At 58.8% G+C, this 2770-nt stretch carries 1 rRNA gene (only partly in view); it reads left to right on the forward strand.

Features of this window, described 5'->3' with window-relative positions:
* Positions 1-2732: ribosomal RNA gene (locus IQ279_RS27360) — 23S ribosomal RNA — on the forward strand; it begins 391 nt to the left of the window's first position.
* Positions 2733-2770 lie beyond the last annotated feature (38 nt).

Here is a 2770-nt window from a genome sequence, read left to right on the forward strand (position 1 = left end):
AAAGGCCCGGCGTAGAGGGTAAGACCCCCGTAGCCGAAATCTGTGCGGCTCGTTTGAGGATCACCCAAGTAGCACGGGGCCCGAGAAATCCCGTGTGAATCTGGCGGGACCACCCGTCAAGCCTAAATATTCCCTGGTGACCGATAGCGGAGAGTACCGTGAGGGAATGGTGAAAAGTACCGCGGGAGCGGAGTGAAATAGTACCTGAAACCGTGTGCCTACAAGCCGTGGGAGCGTCGCATGCCGGCTTGCCGGTGTGTCGTGACTGCGTGCCTTTTGAAGAATGAGCCTGCGAGTTTGCGGTGCGTTGCGAGGTTAACCCGTGTGGGGAAGCCGTAGCGAAAGCGAGTCCGAACAGGGCGATCGGAAGTAGCGTGCCCAAGACCCGAAGCGGAGTGATCTAGCCATGGGCAGGGTGAAGCGGCTGTAAGAGGTCGTGGAGGCCCGAACCCACCAGGGTTGAAAACCTGGGGGATGACCTGTGGTTAGGGGTGAAAGGCCAATCAAACTCCGTGATAGCTGGTTCTCCCCGAAATGCATTTAGGTGCAGCGTCGCGTGTTGCTTGCCGGAGGTAGAGCACTGGATAGGCGATGGGCCCTACCGGGTTACTGACCTTAGCCAAACTCCGAATGCCGGTAAGTGGTAAGCGCGGCAGTGAGACTGTGGGGGATAAGCTCCATGGTCGAGAGGGAAACAGCCCAGAGCATCGACTAAGGCCCCCAAGCGTGTGCTAAGTGGGAAAGGATGTGGAGTCGCAGAGACAACCAGGAGGTTGGCTTAGAAGCAGCCATCCTTGAAAGAGTGCGTAATAGCTCACTGGTCAAGTGATTCTGCGCCGACAATGTAGCGGGGCTCAAGCACACCGCCGACGTCGTGTCATCGGCACATCAACCTCCAACGGGGGTGTCGATGGGTAGGGGAGCGTCGTGTGCCGGGTGAAGCCGCGCCGGAAGGCAGTGGTGGACGGTACACGAGTGAGAATGCAGGCATGAGTAGCGATACAGGAGTGGGAAACTCCTGCGCCGATTGACCAAGGGTTCCTGGGTCAAGCTGATCTGCCCAGGGTAAGTCGGGGCCTAAGGCGAGGCCGACAGGCGTAGTCGATGGATAACCGGTTGATATTCCGGTACCCGCTGTGGAGCGCAAGGGCCGAGCCCGGTGATGCTAAGTCCGTGAAGCCCTCCGGTGCCTTCGGGCGCGGGATGTGGTGGAGCCGACGGCCCGATCCGGTAGTAGGTGAGTGATGGGGTGACGCAGGAAGGTAGTCCAGCCCGGGCGGTGGTTGTCCCGGGGTAAGGGTGTAGGGCGCCAGGCAGGTAAATCCGTCTGGCATGATGCCTGAGACCTGATGCCGAGCCGATGACGGTGAAGTGGATGATCCTATGCTGTCGAGAAAAGCCTCTAGCGAGTTGCACGGCGGCCCGTACCCCAAACCGACTCAGGTGGTCTGGTAGAGAATACCGAGGCGTTCGGGTGAACTATGGTTAAGGAACTCGGCAAAATGCCCCCGTAACTTCGGGAGAAGGGGGGCCACACCCGGTGATGGCACGTGCTGCCTGAGCTGGGGGTGGCCGCAGAGACCAGCGAGAAGCGACTGTTTACTAAAAACACAGGTCCGTGCGAAGCCGTAAGGCGAGGTATACGGACTGACGCCTGCCCGGTGCTGGAACGTTAAGGGGACCGGTTAGCTCACTTTCGGGTGGGCGAAGCTGAGAACTTAAGCGCCAGTAAACGGCGGTGGTAACTATAACCATCCTAAGGTAGCGAAATTCCTTGTCGGGTAAGTTCCGACCTGCACGAATGGCGTAACGACTTCTCGACTGTCTCAACCATAGGCCCGGTGAAATTGCACTACGAGTAAAGATGCTCGTTTCGCGCAGCAGGACGGAAAGACCCCGGGACCTTTACTACAGCTTGATATTGGTGTTCGGTTCGGCTTGTGTAGGATAGGTGGGAGCCGGTGAAGCATGCACGCCAGTGTGTGTGGAGGCGTTGTTGAAATACCACTCTGGTCGTGCTGGATGTCTAACCCGGGTCCGTGATCCGGATCGGGGACAGTGTCTGGTGGGTAGTTTAACTGGGGCGGTTGCCTCCCAAAGGGTAACGGAGGCGCCCAAAGGTTCCCTCAGCCTGGTTGGTCATCAGGTGGTGAGTGTAAGTGCACAAGGGAGCTTGACTGTGAGACTGACGGGTCGAGCAGGGACGAAAGTCGGGACTAGTGATCCGGCGGTGGCTTGTGGAAGCGCCGTCGCTCAACGGATAAAAGGTACCCCGGGGATAACAGGCTGATCTTCCCCAAGAGTCCATATCGACGGGATGGTTTGGCACCTCGATGTCGGCTCGTCGCATCCTGGGGCTGGAGTCGGTCCCAAGGGTTGGGCTGTTCGCCCATTAAAGCGGTACGCGAGCTGGGTTTAGAACGTCGTGAGACAGTTCGGTCCCTATCCGCTGTGCGCGTAGGAGTCTTGAGAAGGGCTGTCCCTAGTACGAGAGGACCGGGACGGACGAACCTCTGGTGTGCCAGTTGTTCTGCCAAGGGCATGGCTGGTTGGCTACGTTCGGGAGGGATAACCGCTGAAAGCATCTAAGCGGGAAGCCTGCTTCGAGATGAGGGCTCCCACCTCCTTTGAGGGGGTAAGGCTCCCGGGAGACGACCGGGTTGATAGGCCGGAGATGGAAGCTCTGTGAGGGGTGGAGTTGACCGGTACTAATAGGCCGAGGGCTTGACCGTAGATGTTCGCGTCCACTGTGTGGGTTCTGAGACCACGA

The sequence above is a fragment of the Streptomyces verrucosisporus genome (assembly GCF_017114865.1).
In the GTDB taxonomy this organism is placed as follows: domain Bacteria; phylum Actinomycetota; class Actinomycetes; order Streptomycetales; family Streptomycetaceae; genus Streptomyces; species Streptomyces fenghuangensis.